Raw genomic sequence first — 16,303 nt, 5'->3', positions numbered from 1 at the left:
TTTTTTAAATCTTAACTAAATTAAATTTTTTACCTGTGTAAAATTTAACTCCACAGAAGTTGGTCTTCCAAAAATACCCACAGTAACTTTTAGCTTCATTTTATCTTCTGACACCTCTTCTACAACAGCATCAAAACCATTAAAGGGGCCATCTATAATAGAGATAGACTCTCCAACAGAAAAAGTGACAGCAACGCTAACACTTTTTGCTCCATCTTGAATTTGTTTAGTAACTTTTAATACCTGATCTTCTGGCACAGCTTGAGGCTTACCCTTTCCAACAAAACCACCCACTTTAGGAGTGTTTTTAACCACATGCCAAGAGGTTTCTGTTAAGTGCATTTGAATAAAAATATAGCCAGGAAAAAAAGTACGATCTTTCTCTTTTTTCTTGCCTCTGGAAACCTCAACGACCCTTTCACTGGGAATTAAAATATCTCCAAATTCATTTTCTAAATTTTTTAACTTAACCTGTTCTAAAATGGAGGTTTTAGCCTTTACTTCTTGCCCCCCAACAGTATTAATAATATACCACTTTTTTTCCACATTTACCCCAAAAAACAAAAAATTACAAAAAATAAATACAGACCTAGTTACATCTGTTTTGCATTTAATGCAATTAGTATTTCTTTAATTTATAAAATATTTTAAAGTGCTACTAGCTAGCACATCAAAGATTCCCAAAAACACCCCAGAAATTAAAAGCATTATGCAACAAACCACAGTCATGGCAATTATCGCCTGTTTTCCACTCCAAACAACCTTACCAGCCTCCTGAACAGCCTCTTTTAATAAAGTTTGCGACTTAGTATGAAACTGCAAAAACAAAAATACTAGAAAAGCGGCAATGATGGGAAAGCCGTGACTAAACCAATTTTGCTCATAAAGCCTTGCAACAAACCCAGACACCGCACTTAGTAGCTCTAATAAAATACTAACCACAAGGCCCACTAAAATAGAAAAGCTTAATACCGAAATGGTTATAATTTTTTTATATATTGTTTTCATAACACACCTTTAAAAATGGCAGGACAGGAAGGATTCGAACCCTCAACCTATTGATTTGGAGTCAACCGCTCTACCAATTCGAGCTACTGTCCTAAATAAAAAGCTTAGAAAACACCTTCTAAGCTTTATAAACTTATTAAAAACAGCAACTACTCTATGATTTCAGAAACGACACCCGCTCCAACAGTACGACCACCTTCACGGATGGCAAATCGTAACCCTTTTTCCATGGCAATAGGGGCGATTAATTCCACAGTGACATCAATATTATCACCAGGCATAACCATTTCTACACCCTCTTTTAAAGTTACAACACCTGTAATATCTGTAGTTCTAAAATAAAACTGCGGTCTATATCCATTAAAAAATGCAGTATGACGGCCACCCTCATCTTTTTGCAAAATATAAGCTTCGCACTTAAACTTTTTATGAGGAGAGATGCTTCCTGGTTTGCATAAAACCTGTCCACGCTCTACTTCTTCTTTTTTAATACCACGGATTAAACAACCTGCATTGTCACCAGCTTTTCCTTCGTCCAAAAGCTTTCTAAACATTTCAATACCGGTTACTGTAGTTTTTTGCGTGTCTTTAATTCCCACAATTTCTACCTCTTCACCAACTTTAATAATTCCTTTTTCAATACGGCCCGTTACCACAGTACCACGACCAGAAATAGAGAAAACATCTTCCACAGGCATTAAAAATGGCTTGTCCACTTCTCTTGCAGGAGTTGGAATATACTTGTCCACCTCTTCCATTAATTTTACAATAGCTGGACCGCCAATTTCAGAAGTGTCTCCCTCTAAAGCTTTTAAGGCAGAGCCTTTAACAATAGGGATATCATCTCCTGGAAATTCGTATTTAGATAAAACTTCTCTAATTTCTAATTCTACTAGTTCTAATAATTCAGGGTCATCCACTTGGTCCACTTTATTCATGAAAACCACTATAGATGGCACACCAACTTGTTTTGCTAATAAGATATGCTCACGCGTTTGTGGCATAGCTCCGTCGGCTGCAGAAACTACTAAAATAGCTCCGTCCATTTGCGCTGCACCAGTAATCATGTTTTTTACATAATCGGCATGACCAGGGCAATCCACATGGGCGTAATGTCTATTTGCTGTGGAATATTCCACATGAGAAGTTGCAATAGTAATACCGCGCTCTCTTTCTTCGGGAGCTTTATCAATGTCATCGTAATTCATTGCCTCTGCGCCACCAGCCTCGGCAAGTACTTTTGTAATTGCGGCCGTTAAAGTCGTTTTACCATGATCCACATGTCCAATCGTACCTATGTTAATATGTTCTTTACTTCGGTCAAATTTTTCTTTAGCCATGCATTCCTCCTAATGGTATTTTACTAGCTGTGACTCTGTTATATTCCAACAAACACCTTGTTTCTACATTCAAAAAATGTCAAGCTTTTTTGAAGTAGCCAATAAGCCCTCGTAGCTCAGTGGTAGAGCGCATCCTTGGTAAGGCTGAGGTCACGGGTTCAATTCCCGTCGAGGGCTCCATAAATAAAAATTTAAATGCATAAACAATCAGAAAACCTTGCCCTTTTGCGACTCAGCCCAAAGGGTTGCCCGAGCAAAAGGGCAAGGCTTTTTAATTTTTTATGAAGTGAAAATTTTAGGCTTGTTTGATCGGGTTTGACGGGGAGATTTTTTTGGTGTTTAAATTAATTTACTCTTAGCGGGAGTAGCTCAATTGGTAGAGTATCAGCCTTCCAAGCTGAGGGTTGCGGGTTCGAGACCCGTCTCCCGCTCCAACCCTTACTACAAAAAATAATGCGGCTTTTCTGTTTATCCACTTTGGCATTAACAAGAAGTTGGATTAAAAAAGGATATAATTACTATGAAAAATAAGCACTTTCTTTTTCTAATCATTAGCATCAACCTACTCTCTTGCCAAAACTCCACCCCTCCCTTTAATAAACACATTAAAGTGGGCATAGAGCAAAAAATTAAAACCTTAAATCCACTAAAGGCCACCGCGGCTTTGGATATGCGGCTAAATGATTTACTATTTAGCTCTTTAGTACGATTAGATAAAAACCTAAGGGTGGTAGGAGATCTGGCAAAGTCTTGGACTTACAAAAACAACACTTATACTTTTTTGTTAAAAGACAATATTCGCTTCTCCAATGGGCGCCCCCTAACTAAAGAAGATTTGCTTTTTAGTTTTCAAGCCTTTAAAGATCCTAAATGTATTTTTCATCATGCCTTTTCTGTTATAAAAAAAATTAGTGTGCACAAAAATAAAAAAACGCAAAGGTGGCTGGTTAAATTATTTTTAAAAAAATCTTCTGCAAAGTTTTTGCGGGCCGATTTGCCTGTGTTAAAAATTTTACCTAAACAAGAGTTTTTAAAAAACAAAAACCTTTTTAATCAAAAACCGATAGGCACAGGGTCTTATTATATAAACACCATTAAACCCAATGCTATTGATCTAAAACCAAACCCCCACTCTTTAGAGCCTGGAAAAACAGCCCTTCTGTTTAAAGTTGTGTCTGACAACACCACTCGCTATCAAAAATTACTAAAACAAGATATAGACATTAGCTTTAATAATACCGAAACCATTAAAGTTAAAGCTTTACAAAAAAATTTAAATTTTAAAATACACACAAGCCCGGGACTTTCTGTAACTTATCTGCTGTTAAATTTAAAACACCCCTTACTTTCAAAAATTTCTGTTCGAAAAGCTCTTCAAAGTAGCTTAAATATTAAAAAAATTATTCAATATAAATTACAAGGCCTTGCAACCCCCGCCAAGTCTTTGCTTCATCCAAAACATTTGTTTTTTAATACTTATTTAAAAACCACTAATTTTGACTTAAAAAAAGCCAAAGATTTTTTACACAGCATAGACCTTAAACCCTTAACTTTAAAAGTTAGCAACAAGCCTAGCTCCATTAACTTTGGAAAAATTTTAACCCAACAAATAAAACAATCTGGAATACCCGTTACAGTAAAAAGCTTAGAGTGGGGTGTTTTATACAAGGACTTAAAAAACACTAATTTTGACATTGCTTTAATGAGCTGGTCGGGCGTCATCGATCCCGACATTTATCGCATAGCCTTTCACAGCTCCGAATGGCCCCCTGGCAGAAATCGCTCTTTATACAAAAACAAAATATTAGATAAATTGTTAGAGCAGGGCATATATACCCTAAACCTAGCACAGCGAAAAAAAATATATAATAAGGTGCAAAGCATTATAGCCCAAGATGTGGCCGTCATACCCCTGTGGCACAAAAAACAAACTATTATCAGTCACAAAAGTATATTGGGACTTTCTCCCTCTTTAACAGAAAGCTTCTCTCCCTTAAAGAAAGTTTATAAAGCGACTAATTTAAAGGCACCCTAATAGAGATTAAAAAATCCAAAGACTCTAAAGCGTGTTTATTTACTGGTTTTATAACAAAATCATGCCCTTTTATAGATACCAAAGAGACCGAAGTGTCTGGCCGCTTAAACTCCATCTGTGGCAGAAAGGCTAATTTTCTATAAGGCGTAAACTTTAAAGGCTTGTTTTGATTTCCACTAGTAGCCAGGGCGGTGGAAGAAAAAGTAGTGACAATACCGATTATAATAATTAACTTACGCATAGAAAAACTCCTTGTAACACCTATCGGAAAGACTAGATGAAAGTTAACTTTATTTTTTTAAAAAATTGTAAAAAATTGTAAAAATCTTGATGGACTTTACTATGCCCCAATATAAAACACTTTTCCCGTTAAGCATTGATAACATGCAGTACACCTTAAACCTTAATAAGGAAAAGGGGGGAAACCATTTTGTAGAACCCAAAGCCATTCGCGCCCTTGTTGCGTTAATGGACATGAGTGCCACCTTAAAAGGAGCCGCCAGTCATTTTGGAGGCCCCTCTGCTTTTGCAGAAATTTTTTCTAGCCTTTTTCAATCTATGATAAGTGTCGCAAGCCAAGAAAATAAAGCCTACTTTGAAAAGTTTCATTTTGTTAATGATGCTGGCCATTGCGAAAATGCCCTTTACGCACTTCGACACTGTTATGGACAATTAAGCTTACAAAACCTAAAAGGGTTTAGAGGAAAAGACAGCGTCTTAACCGGCCATGGCGAAAATCACCTTTTTCCCGAAGGTGTATATTTAAGCAATGGCCCTTTGGGTTCAAGCTTAGCCATGGCGCAAGGCTTGGCCGTTGCGGAAAAACTCCATCAAACCAATAAGATAAGCATTGTCAGCATTTCTGACGGGGCCTGCATGGAAGGAGAAGCCAAAGAAGCTTTATCCTCTATCCCCGGCTTATATAAAAAAGGGAAAATGGCTCCCTTTATTTTATTAATTAGTGATAACAACACAAAATTATCTGGACGCATTGATGAACAGTCTTTTTCTATGCACGAAAACTTAGAAAATTTAAAAAACATAGGCTGGGAATATAAAAAAATATTAAAAGGAAATAGTCTTTTAGAGGTGTCAGAAACCATAAATGCGGCTATTGCCGACGCCATAAATAATAGTACAAATAAACCCATAGCTTTACACTTTATCACAACCAAAGGCTTTGGTACAAAAAACACGGTAGCCTCCTCCACGGGAGCCCATGGGTTTCCCTTAAAAAACCCTCACCAACTTCCCGATTTTTTAACAGAAATTTATTCACAAAAAAATAACGGAGATAACTCTACCACTGTGGTTCCCAAAGCCTTTACCCACTGGGCTTCTGATTTAATAAAAGAGTATGATAAAAAAAACAGTTCACCCACAACGCCCACCAGTGTAATTAAAAAAGAAAAAATTCAAGTAGGAATTAGCAAGGCCTTAATTAAAGCAAAACAAAAAGGCTTAAAAGTTTTTTCTGTTAGCTCTGACTTGCAAGGCTCCACTGGGTTAAAAGCTTTTCATGATAGCTTTCCCAACGACTTTATAGATGTTGGCATTGCCGAGTCCAACATGATTAGCCTAGCTGCCGGATTATCTAAAGAAGGTTTTATTCCCATCACTGATACCTTTGCTCAATTTGCCATTAGCAAAGGTTCTTTACCCTTAATAATGGCCAATTTATCACAAGCACCTGTGATTGGAATTTTCTCTCACATTGGGTTTCAAGATGCCGCCGATGGGGCCTCGCACCAAAGCTTACAATACTTGGCCTTAACTTGCAGCCTTCCAAACACAGAAGTTTATTGCCTAAGTTGCAGTGCCGAGGCCGAAGCACTAGTGCACCAAAGCATTGTGCAATTTAATACCGACCGACAAGAGGGGAAAATTCCCAAAACCTATTTGTTTTTTTTAGGTAGAGAAAACTTTTTACCCACCTATAATAACAATAATACTTATTCATTGGGGCAAGCACAGGTTATTTTTGACAACTCCGAACACTATAAAACTCAACCATTAATGATTATCAGCCTTGGACACTTGCTTCCAGAGGCTTTAGAAGCTGCTAAAAAATGGGAAGAAGATAAACAAAGTTGCATTATTATTAACCCCTCCCGCTTAGACCAATTAGACATGAGCCTGCTTACAATGACTTTAAAAAAATGCAACTACAAAGTATTAACTGTAGAAGATCATAAAAAAAATGGTGGTTTAAGTAGCTTATTTAGCCAACAGATTTTAGAAAAAATAGAACCTGGCAGCAAGCTACAGCTAAAATCTTTATATGTAAAAAATAATTTTGGAAGAAGTGCCTACTCTGCTAAAGAATTGCACCAAATTAATACTATAGATGGCCTTAGTATTTACCAACAAGGCTGTCTTTTACTATAGTTTCTTTTAGGCGATTTTTCTTGCCCTACACTATTTTTTTAAAATACGGTTATTTAACTCTTTGATTATGCTTTCTTTTATTTTTTTTAAAGTTAAAACTTTATCAGTGTAATGAAAGGCTCCATTAGCTTTTCTTTTTATAACCAGTCTTTGCAAACCCAACTCTTTCCAAACAGACATGTTAAATTGCCACTGAATAAACTCTTGCATGGATCGTAAAAACTGCCCCTTGGTGATTTTATTTTTTTCTTGCAAAGCCATTAATTGTTTATACATGGAAGACAATTCCACTTCTTTTACCTCTAAAGAAAATTGAGACATAAAATCTTTATTTTTAAACGCACTGGAGTATAAAAGCATCCAAACAGCCTCTTGACGAATATGTTTTTTCACTAAATGCATTAAAATAGTATTTTTTACTTCTTCTTTGGTTTTTTTATTTTTTATATCCATCTGCAAAAAACCATTTAAAGGCTTATGCACTTTTTTACTATCTACCCACTGGTCTTTCTCTAAAAACAAAGTGGGTAACTGGTTAGCTAAATCATTTAACAAAGCAAGGCTTGCCTTATAAGTTTTTGTAGAGCCAAGAGGCTTAAGAAATGCATCGCTTAATACTTCTTTTTTAATTTGCAATAAATTAAAAAAGAATACTTCGTAATATTGTTTTTTATTTAAAATTAATTGTTTTAATCTATATCGTATAAATAACCACTCTGTGGTTAATTGTTTTTTTTCTTTTTCACTTAAGTTTTTTTCATTAAGCTTTTCTTTTAAAAGCTGAGCTTTATTATACAAAGGTAACAAAGAAGCATATCTATAATCGTTTTTAATTAAAAAATCCGCTTTTGCTTGTTGCTTATCTTTTACAATGTTTTGAATGGGCGCTGACACTAAATAATAAAGATAGCCTGCAGAAACCAGTGCCGACAATAAGGTAGAAGGTTCATACTCGCGATCAAAAAATTTAGACTTGCTCGTAATAAACCGTGTGGGCCTAACAAAGGTATTGTGCATTAAAAAATTTATGGGAGCTATGACAAAGTTCTCGGCCTTGTCTAGCTGTAATGCTTTTTGAAATAACACTTTGCTTAACCACTGATTAGGAAGTCTAGCTGCTTGCCCCCACTTTCCCACTAAAGTAAGCTCTTTAAAGTTTGCCTTGAGGCTAGGAACTAACAAACCCGCCAATTGCTGTGTTTTTTCTAATCGCAAACTGTCTTTTATTAAAAACTGGCTGGGTTGCTTTAGGTAAGACACAATGGCCTTAGCACTTCTCTGTTTAAAACTATCTTTAAACAAATTCATGCACCGCAAACCTTGCGCTGAAGTAGTATTTAAAAATACTGTTGCTACAAAAAAATTAATAATATAAAACGATTTTTTACACATTCTATTATTTATGTGCAATTATACAGCCACAATACAGGGTAAATCTGTAACAAAATGAAACAGTTGGCTATATAAAATTCATGAAAAATAAGTTAAAATACCACTGAGTTAAAGGGGTACCATAAAATAAATATAAAAAGGCTGCTATCACAATGTATGGACCAAAAGGAATGGGCTGGCTTAGCTTCTTTTTATTAAGTAACAAAGTTAAAACTCCAAAAAGCAAACCAACAAAACTAGAAACTAAAATAATAAATGGCATAGCTTTCCACCCCAAAACCGCTCCTATCCAAGCTAACAATTTAATATCTCCTCCGCCCAAACCTTCTTGTTTTTTAAAAACAAAATATAAATATGCGGTTAGCCAAAAAAACCCCCCTCCAAATAATATTCCCAAAAAAGCATCTAGTATGTGTCTGTCGGGGTTTAGCAATCCTCCCAATAAGCCTATAACTATTCCGCCTAAACTAAAACTATCAGGAATAATCATGTGGTCTAAATCAATAAAACTAACAACTACTAAGCCAAAAGTTAAAACGAGTAGTTCTATTAAGTACCATTGAATGCCAAATTTTAAATAAACACTTGTAAACAAAGTGGCCATTAATAATTCTACTATGGGGTAACGAATAGAAATTTTTTTCTTGCAATGTCTGCAGGCTGCTTTTAAAAATATCCAAGAAAAAACGGGGATGTTATCATACCAACTAATATTTTTTTTACAGCCTGGGCAAGCACTGCGAGGTTTAATGACACTCTTGTTTAAAGGCAGGCGATAAATAACTACATTGGCAAAACTACCCCAAATTAAACCCAAAATAAAAACATACACCATATAAATATCCATCACCTACCCCCCTAAGCTAAGTCTTTTTTTGTAAAAACAAAAAAGGCTAATGTTAATAAAAAAGCACACAGTATTACCGCATAAAAACTAGCACTTGCAATAGTACTAGTGTCTGCTAATCGATTATAAATGACCTCTGACCTCCAATTAAATCTTTCTAAATTAGGTATAGCATAAAATAAGCTATCAGAAATGGATTGAAAGCGCACAAGCCCTCCCTTGGTTGAAAAATAATGAAAACTTTCTATCCAGTGACCTGTAAAAAATACTCCTATGCTAAAGCTAATGGCCAAAAAGGCTTTAGACAAACTACTAAAAAATAAAGTTAAAGAAGTTAAAACAGCGGCTTCTAAAATAATGCCATATATAGCAATGAAAAAAGGAGCAGTGACAGGAATTGACATTAAAAACATAATTCCAAACAAAACAAAGGATAAACCTAAAAGCAAAGTAACAATCACCATTAATAAACCCACAAACTTTCCCAAAATAAAAGTGCTTCGGCTTAATGGCCTTGTTAACAAAGTCATAATAGTACGGTTTTTTAATTCTTTTAGCACTAAACTGCTGCCAATAAAAATAGACAAAATCACCGAAGAAATATGGATGGCTGTTAAACCAAAATTTAAAGTGATGCGCGATTTTTCTCCAAAACTTAAATCACTTAAAGCTATACTTAACCCCATTAAAATAATAGAAAAAACAATTAAAGAGTAAAGAATTTTGTCTCTCATAATTTCTTTAAAAGTATTAATTGCCAAAATATTAATAATCATTGTTTCTCCCGTAAAATACTTACACCACTTTTAATTTTTTTTTGAGCTTAAAGCCATATTAACAAAAACCTCTTCTAGCGAAGGCCTAACCGCTTTAAATTCAAAAATTATAGCCCCTTCTTTTATTAAATTTTCTATTTTACTTTGCATTGCAGAAAGTTCTTTTAATTTTAAAATGTGTTTTTCTGAACGCAAGCTATAATGTAACTCATAGCCCGACTGATAGGTTTTTAATAACTCTTCTGTTTGGCCTTCGTATAACAATTTTGATTCTTTTAAAATTACTAAATTTTGACTAATTTTTTCTACATCATCTAACAAGTGACTACTAAAAAAAATACTTTTCCCTTTCTTAGCTGTATCTTTAATAATCTCACTAATATAATGTCTGCCATCAGGGTCAAGACCCGACATAGGTTCATCTAAAATTAATAAATCTGGATTATGAATTAAAGCCTGAGCAATGCCTATTTTTTGAAGCATTCCCTTAGAATATGAACCTAGTAATTTATCTTTAAAGGGATATAAATCCAGTTTTTTTAATAATTGATTAGACTCGCTAATAATATTAGCCGTGGACATATTGGATAATTTTCCATAAAACTTTAAAAACTCTAAACCTGTTAGATAGTTATAAAAATAAGGTCTTTCTGGTAAAAAACCTATTTTCTGTTTCACAGACAAAGATAATTTATGCTGATTAAAAAAAAGTATTTTGCCAGAGTCGGGAATACATAAGTCTAAGATACACTTTATCGTTGTGGTTTTTCCAGCACCATTGCCCCCTAAAAAACCAGTCACCACTCCCTCTGGAACACTAAAACTTAATCCACTTAATACTTTTTTATTTTTTTTATAAAAAGAAGTTTTATAAGTTTTATGTAAATTAAAAATTTTTAAAGCAACCACCAAAAGCCTCCTGAAATGACAAAACTACAACACTTAACTCTAACTACTTTAGCTTAATATAAAATATCTTCTGTTGTATAGAGAAATTTTATTATATCTAAAAAGATTATAATGGATAAACATCAAATATATTCTTATTTTTATACTCTAAGGCCAAAGTAATCACTTCGGCCACCGAATCTTCAGTAATACATGGAACAGAATATTCAATACAGCTACGACGAATACCCCGCCCGGAACTGTGCAGCTCTTGCCCCGAAGGAGTATTAATTACTAATTGGATTTTTTGAGAGCGAATGCGGTCAATACAATGGGGCTTAGGTTCTGTAATTTTATTCACAAAAAGAACATTTTGTATGCCTTTATCTATTAAAAACTGCGCAGTTCCTCGGGTAGCTGACAGCGTATAGCCTAAGTTCTGTAATTTTTTTATGGGTGTTAGCATTTTATTTTTGTCTTTGTCACGCAAAGATAAAAACACCTCCCCCGATTTAGGCAGTTTTATATAAGCCGCTTCAAAGGCTTTAAACAAAGCTTCTGAAAAAGTCTTACCCCTTCCCATAACCTCGCCTGTGGATTTCATTTCTGGACCTAAAACCGTATCCACTCCAGAAAATTTATTAAATGGAAAAATTAAGGCTTTAATACAAACATGCTTTATGTCTCGCCAAGATGTATTTAATAAATCTGTAGAAAGGTTTTTTTTATCATGCCCCAACAATGCTTTTGCCCCTAAATCCATAGTATTGCCCCCAATGGCTTTAGTCATAAATGGCAAGCTGCGAGAGGTTCTAGGATTAGCTTCTAAAATATAAATGGTATTATCTTTAATAGCTAATTGAATATTTAAAAAACCTTGAACGCCTAAGGCTGTTGCTAACTGCTTACTAATGGCTTCTACTTTATCGCACATAGCTTTCTTTAATCGTTGGGGAGGAAGTATGCTCATGCTATCCCCACTGTGAACACCTGCAAACTCAATATGCTCCATAATGCCCACAAGAAAACTCCAATCCGTTCCGACAATTAAATCTACATCTAACTCTAAAGCATTTTCTAAAAATTGATCAACCAAACATAAATTATTTTTCGAAATATGTTCTTTGTATTTTAAAAAATACTGACTTAATTCTTTATCATTATGCACCACTCGCATACGCTTGCCACCTAGCACATAGCTGGGCCTGCAAATTACAGGATAAGTAATTGTGCTAACAAACCCTAAAGCCTCCTCTGCACAAGAAACCATTTTAGACTTTGAAATATTTAAACCTAATTGATGACAAATTTCTTTAAAAAATTTTCTGTCTTCTGTATTTTTTAAGGTTGAAATAGAAGAGCCTAAAGGTTTGCAAAATTTACCTAAAGGTTCTGCTAAGTTTAAAGCGGTTTGCCCTCCGCATTGATAAACAAAAGACTGTGGTTTAAGCAAATAAAATAACTCCGAAGTATGCTCCTCTAGCAAGGGTAAAAAAAATAAACAATCTGCCGTGTCATAATCGGTCGAAACGGTTTCGGGGTTAGAGTTAAGCATTACTATTTTTTTATTTTCTTTTTGTAAAGCCTTTAGTGTTTTTACACAATTGTAATCAAACTCAATACTTTGCCCAATTCTATTAGGTCCTCCACCTATCATCACAATAAAATCTTTAATAGATTGCAAACCTTTTCCTTTATCTCCCTCGCCCCAATAAGACAAATAATAATAAGGGGTGGACGAAAAAAACTCCCCAGCACAAGTATCAATATTAAAACAACCTGGGTGGATGTTATTTTTCCAACGGTATTGTTGTATTTTTTTTGTGGTGTTTAATTCTGTGCCTTCTAATAACTTTGCTAAAGTAAAATCAGAAAAACCTTTTCGCTTGGCTTTTAAAATTATAGAATTGGCTTGTTTAGAATCTTTAGTAAACGGATGTTTACTACTTATGCCTGCCTCTTTAATTTCTTTCTCTACATCTACTAAATTTTGTATTTGATCTAAAAACCACGGAGTAACATAGGTGCTTTGATACACCTCCCTTACAGAAAGCCCCTCTCTAAACGCTTGGGCAATGTGATAAATTCTATTACTGCTGGGCCTAGCTAATTTTTTTTTAGAAAATATAACTTCTGGAAAAGCTTCAGGGTACTCCTCTAAAGAAAGCAAGGCAGATTGCAAGGCTTCTTGAAAGGTTCTTCCCACCCCCATGGCCTCGCCCACACTTTTCATTTGCGTGCTTAGTTCGTCTAAAGCTCCTGCAAATTTATTAAAATTAAAATAAGGAACTTTAACAACAACATAATCTAAGGCGGGTTCGTAACAAGACAGCGTAGTTTTTGTAATATCATTGGGAATTTCGTTTAAGGTATAACCCACAGCTAATAAAGCTGCAATTTTAGCAATAGGAAACCCCGTGGCCTTACTAGCCAAGGCAGAAGAGCGACTCACCCTAGGGTTAACTTCAATAACTACTCTTTCACCAGTGTTAGGGTTTACTGCAAATTGAATATTGGCTCCACCAGATTCTAAACCTAAGTAATCAATAATTTTATAAGCTTCGGTGCGCATTTGTTGATAAGCAAAGTCCGATAAAGTTTGTTGAGGGGCAACGGTAATGCTATCCCCCGTATGAATTCCGCAAGGGTCTAAGTTTTCAATGGAGCACACCACAACAAAAGTTCCCTGTGAGTCTCTCATAATCTCTAATTCAAATTCTTTCCACCCATAAATGCTTGGCTCAACCAACACTTCCGAGCTGGGGCTTTCGTGCAAAGCACTAGCTAATTTTAGTTTATATTCCTCTAAGGAGTGGCATAAACCGCCACCGCCTCCTCCCAAAGTATAATTGGGTCGCAGGATTACGGGAAATTCTAAAGTCTTTATTTTTTCCATACCTTCGACAAAGCTACGAACCATAAAGTTTTTGATCGACCTTGCTCCAACAGTTTTTAAAGCTTTGTCAAATTTTGCACGGTCTTCGGTGAGTTGAATAAGCTCAATGCTAGAACCTAATAATTCGATGTTAAGTTTTTTAAATATTCCTGTTTTATCTAAACTTAATGCTAAATTTAAGGCGGTTTGTCCTCCAAGACTTGCAATAACTGCGTCGGGCTTTTCTTTTTCTAAAATTTTAGAAACAAAGGCTATAGTTAAGGGTTCAATGTACACTCGGGTAGCCAAGTGTGCATCGGTCATAATAGTTGCGGGATTGGAGTTAACTAAAATAACTTCAAAACCTTCGGCCATTAAAGCTTTGCAAGCTTGAACGCCAGAATAATCAAACTCACAAGCCTGGCCTATGGCTATGGGCCCGCTACCTATAATAAGTATTTTTTTAAGGTCTTTTCTTTTTGGCACTCTATAGAAAAACTTAGCACAATAAAAGGCTTGGGGACAAGTTGCCCCGCCTTACTTTTACTAACCAATGGGCAGTTTTTAAACATTAATTTCGCTCCAAGACCAATGGACAGTTTCTATCTATTAATCTGGACTAAGTACCACTGCCCATTAAAACACAAATGCCTTACAATTTTTTAATGAGCAAAAAATTTTATGTTTTTATCCTTCTTTGTAATCTGGCACTAGCAATACCCCTCTTAAAGCCTTTACAAGCAAAAGAAAAAACCATCTTTCATTCATTAAAATATAATTGGAATTTAACAGAAACCAATGATTATTTACAGCCACCTAATTATAACAAAAAAAATATAGGTGACTTGTCTAAGACAGTAAATGCACTAATTAGCGTAAAAGATTTAAAAAATAAAATTAATAACTACATATGCAAACCACAACACTTAAAACCAACAAAAAAGCAGTTAGCACTATCTAAAAAATTACAAAAACGCTTACAAAGCACTAATGTAGATGCTGGACACAAAACACAAATCTTAACTAATGGAAAAAAATCTAAATACAGCATTGTGTTAATGCACGGCTTATATATGAGCCCAAACCAAACACGCCGACTAGCTAATGCCTATAAAAAACTGGGGTTTAATGTTATCAACCTGCGGTTACCTGGGCATAAAGAAAAGCCATACACAAATTTAAAGTCTGTGACATGGAAAGATTGGGATAAAAAATTAAAAAGTACATTAAAAATTGCAAAGCAACTGGGAGAAAAAATCATAGTATCTGGTCACTCTACAGGAGGCTTGCTGGCCCACAAAGCGGCCTTAGATTATGCCCACGCACCCAACACACACACTGCTATTTCTGGGGTTTTAACTTTTTCGCCATCTTTACGAGTAAAAACGATAAATCGATTGGGAACTAGTATTGGTGCTTTATTTAATTTGGAATCTAATTTTAATTGTACCTACATGCCAGCCAAAACAGGAACTCAAGCCGGTGCATTAGCGGACTATATTCAAGATAAATACTCGGAAAACCATTTTTATGAAGAGGGCATAGAAGGCGCGATGTCTGTTTTTGAAGAGCAAGAGCTAATGATAAAAAATATATACCAGCCCTTAAAAAAATTAAATATTCCTATGCTAAATATAGATTCACCCAGTGACCGAGTTGTGGATACTAGTTATAGCAAAACTACTTTTGAATATTTAAAAAAGAAAAATACTTTATATTTAACAGAGGAGGATTGTTTTATCTCTACCCATATGACAACACCTTCTTTAATAGCTCCAGGTTTTTCTATACAAAAAAACCCCACCCCTGCTACCTGCAATAAAAATATAGGAAAACAAAAAAATAGTTTTATAAATAATCTAATAAAAAATCGTTTTAAATCAGAACCTCCCAAAATTTTATCTAAAAAATGTCTAAAAAAATATTTAAAACAAAAAATACAGTTTTTAGATTTTATTGATAAAAATTTTCCGGAAAGATGTAACTAAGCTAAAAATTTATCAACACACCAAGGCAATAACTTTACTGCATCCTCGGGGCCAGGGCTATGCTCGGGGTGAAATTGTACTGCTAAAAATTTTTTTTCTTTAGAGAAAATTCCCGCCACACTTTTGTCATTTAAATTAATGTGACTAATTTCAACACCTTTAGGCAAAGTATTTTTTTCAATAGCGTAACCGTGGTTTTGACTGCTCATATAAATTTTTTTTTGTAAAAAATCTTCTATGGGGTGGTTACTACCTCTGTGCCCAAATTTTAATTTATAAGTTTTTGCCCCCAAAGCTAATGCTAAAATTTGACAGCCCATACAAATACCAAAAATGGGAACTTTCGATGATAAAAAATCTTTTACCGCTGCAACAGATTCTTTTTGATGTTCAGGGTCGCCCGGCCCATTGGATAACACAATCATGTCGGGCTTAGTTTTTAAAATTTTTTCTGCACTATAGTTATATGGATATACCACCACCTCTTTAAAGAGATTTTTTAAAAGATGTAAAATGTTGGTTTTGCAACCCATGTCTAATACAGCCACTTTGTTAAAGCGTTTTGTATTTGTGCTTTCGGCCTTAGCAATGCCGTTTTCTTTATTGCAAGAATGCTCAAAATGATAGGCTTCCTTGCAAGAAGTCATCTTAGTATAATCAACAGTATTTACTGTTTTATTATTAACAATTTGTTCTTTGGCAAAATCTTCCAAACTTTTTTTGCTTTTTAAATACTGTGTTTCACTAAAAACACAAGCCCACTGCA

At 34.8% G+C, this 16,303-nt stretch carries 13 protein-coding genes and 3 tRNA genes; 5 read left to right on the top strand and 11 right to left on the bottom strand.

What is annotated here, in order from left to right:
* Positions 1–15: 15 nt before the first annotated feature.
* The 4 genes from nusG to tuf all read right to left on the bottom strand — a co-directional run bounded on the left by nusG (position 16) and on the right by tuf (position 2,348).
* A complete protein-coding gene (gene nusG / locus HAW63_01055) occupies positions 16–546 on the bottom strand; it encodes a transcription termination/antitermination factor NusG (protein MBE8162562.1) in 531 nt (176 codons plus the stop codon).
* 84 nt (positions 547–630) lie between these two features.
* On the bottom strand, positions 631–1,008 hold the full coding sequence (locus HAW63_01050) for a preprotein translocase subunit SecE (protein MBE8162561.1): 378 nt from the start codon (positions 1,006–1,008) through the stop codon (positions 631–633).
* Between the two features lie 16 nt (positions 1,009–1,024).
* A tRNA-Trp gene (locus tag HAW63_01045) sits at positions 1,025–1,101 on the bottom strand.
* A 56-nt stretch (positions 1,102–1,157) separates the two neighbouring features.
* Complete coding sequence (gene tuf, locus HAW63_01040; protein ID MBE8162560.1) at positions 1,158–2,348, bottom strand: elongation factor Tu; 1,191 nt, start codon at positions 2,346–2,348, stop codon at positions 1,158–1,160.
* A gap of 105 nt (positions 2,349–2,453) precedes the next feature.
* On the opposite strand from tuf, the gene HAW63_01035 reads away from it, so the two are divergent.
* From HAW63_01035 to HAW63_01025, 3 genes are all read left to right on the top strand, one after another.
* Positions 2,454–2,528 (top strand) — tRNA-Thr (locus tag HAW63_01035).
* 178 nt (positions 2,529–2,706) lie between these two features.
* Positions 2,707–2,782: transfer RNA gene (locus tag HAW63_01030), tRNA-Gly, on the top strand.
* 86 nt (positions 2,783–2,868) lie between these two features.
* Positions 2,869–4,383 (top strand): ABC transporter substrate-binding protein, encoded by a 1,515-nt coding sequence (locus HAW63_01025; GenBank protein MBE8162559.1) that lies wholly within the window; start codon positions 2,869–2,871, stop codon positions 4,381–4,383.
* Here the strand turns inward: HAW63_01025 and HAW63_01020 are convergent.
* Positions 4,364–4,624 carry a hypothetical protein gene (locus HAW63_01020; protein MBE8162558.1) on the bottom strand — a complete coding sequence of 87 codons (261 nt, stop codon included), beginning with the start codon at positions 4,622–4,624 and terminating at the stop codon, positions 4,364–4,366. The genes HAW63_01025 and HAW63_01020 overlap by 20 nt on opposite strands.
* A gap of 101 nt (positions 4,625–4,725) precedes the next feature.
* On the opposite strand from HAW63_01020, the gene HAW63_01015 reads away from it, so the two are divergent.
* The gene (locus HAW63_01015; GenBank protein ID MBE8162557.1) at positions 4,726–6,771 is read left to right on the top strand and encodes a transketolase; all 2,046 of its coding nucleotides are present in this window, start codon (positions 4,726–4,728) and stop codon (positions 6,769–6,771) included.
* Between the two features lie 30 nt (positions 6,772–6,801).
* On the opposite strand, the gene HAW63_01010 is transcribed toward HAW63_01015, so the two are convergent.
* The 5 genes from HAW63_01010 to carB form a co-directional block, all read right to left on the bottom strand.
* Complete coding sequence (locus HAW63_01010) at positions 6,802–8,079, bottom strand: hypothetical protein (GenBank protein MBE8162556.1); 1,278 nt, start codon at positions 8,077–8,079, stop codon at positions 6,802–6,804.
* A 151-nt stretch (positions 8,080–8,230) separates the two neighbouring features.
* Positions 8,231–9,010 (bottom strand): prepilin peptidase, encoded by a 780-nt coding sequence (locus HAW63_01005; GenBank protein MBE8162555.1) that lies wholly within the window; start codon positions 9,008–9,010, stop codon positions 8,231–8,233.
* Between the two features lie 11 nt (positions 9,011–9,021).
* Complete coding sequence (locus HAW63_01000; protein ID MBE8162554.1) at positions 9,022–9,786, bottom strand: ABC transporter permease; 765 nt, start codon at positions 9,784–9,786, stop codon at positions 9,022–9,024.
* A gap of 30 nt (positions 9,787–9,816) precedes the next feature.
* Positions 9,817–10,695: an ABC transporter ATP-binding protein gene (locus HAW63_00995; GenBank protein MBE8162553.1), complete on the bottom strand. Its 879-nt coding sequence runs from the start codon at positions 10,693–10,695 to the stop codon at positions 9,817–9,819.
* 106 nt (positions 10,696–10,801) lie between these two features.
* The gene (carB, locus tag HAW63_00990) at positions 10,802–14,035 is read right to left on the bottom strand and encodes a carbamoyl-phosphate synthase large subunit (GenBank protein ID MBE8162552.1); all 3,234 of its coding nucleotides are present in this window, start codon (positions 14,033–14,035) and stop codon (positions 10,802–10,804) included.
* A gap of 179 nt (positions 14,036–14,214) precedes the next feature.
* On the opposite strand from carB, the gene HAW63_00985 reads away from it, so the two are divergent.
* Entirely contained in the window at positions 14,215–15,537 is a 1,323-nt protein-coding gene (locus HAW63_00985; protein MBE8162551.1) for a hypothetical protein, read from the top strand.
* Here the strand turns inward: HAW63_00985 and HAW63_00980 are convergent.
* Positions 15,534–16,303, bottom strand: a 770-nt coding sequence (locus HAW63_00980) for a carbamoyl phosphate synthase small subunit (protein MBE8162550.1), incomplete at its 5' end; no start/stop codon positions are given. The genes HAW63_00985 and HAW63_00980 overlap by 4 nt on opposite strands.

This window comes from Pseudobdellovibrionaceae bacterium, assembly GCA_015163855.1.
Classification (GTDB): domain Bacteria; phylum Bdellovibrionota; class Bdellovibrionia; order Bdellovibrionales; family UBA1609; genus JAAOIH01.
Note: the sequence above shows the minus strand (reverse complement) of the source record. Positions and strands in the feature narration are given on the sequence as shown.